Origin of the sequence: Paenibacillus germinis (genome assembly GCF_013141785.1) — a bacterium.
Lineage (GTDB): Bacteria > Bacillota > Bacilli > Paenibacillales > NBRC-103111 > Paenibacillus_E > Paenibacillus_E phytorum.
The window spans coordinates 1-785 of record NZ_WHOC01000052.1 but is presented as its reverse complement, the minus strand read 5'-3'; the positions used below and the strand labels follow the sequence as shown (position 1 = coordinate 785).

The 785-nt window shown below is 54.9% G+C and carries 1 protein-coding gene; it reads right to left on the bottom strand.

The window, feature by feature from the left end:
• Nucleotides 1-749, bottom strand: a 749-nt coding sequence (locus GC102_RS10680) for an NAD(P)/FAD-dependent oxidoreductase (RefSeq protein WP_171689509.1), incomplete at its 3' end; no start/stop codon positions are given.
• Nucleotides 750-785 lie beyond the last annotated feature (36 nt).

Genomic DNA, 785 nt, shown 5'->3' with positions numbered 1-785 from the left:
CCCCATTCCGTAATCTCGCATCCGATCGTTTGCGGCAAGTCCGATCCTGTAACCAGATCCGGTTTGAAAAAGATCCCCGTGCATGGAACGGTCGTCCCGTCTTCGAGAATGACTTGCCGAACGATCCTGTCGCTAGAGTCGATGTGCCGGATCGGCGAGTCGAACAGAGGCACATGATTGCGCTGGAGCTCCTCGCGCTCGTCATCTGTCAGTTCATCGGGGCCATTCGTGCAGACGGTAAAACGGTTCGTCCATCCGGATATGAGTGGAGCGAAATGCATAAGCTCAGCCCCCTTCGTAATGATGACAAGCGGCTGATCCCTTAACTCCCAGCCGTCGCAATACGGGCAGACGAAAGCGCTTTTCCCGTATACCTCCGCCAGTCCAGGAATGCCCAGCGGCTGATCCTTCATGCCGACGGCAAACAATACTTTTTTGCTTGCAAAAGTTTGTCCTTGCCCCGTCTCAATTTGAAACTGGCCGTCGGTTCCCACGATCGACACCGCCGTATCCGCCACGAATGATACGGAGGGATAGGCGCTGATCTCTTCCATCGCAATTCGCCGAAACTCGCTCGGACTGATCCCGTCACGGGTAAGAAACCCGTGGACCTCGCGAGTCACAGCGTTGCGGGGACGGCCTGCATCGATCAACGCCACCTTTTTCCTTGCCCTCCCAAGCACCAAGGCGGCGTTCAACCCAGCCGGTCCGCCGCCAATAATTGCCACATCGAAAAATTGTTTTTCCATTGCTAAAACACACCTCCATAGATCTAGAATATCCAT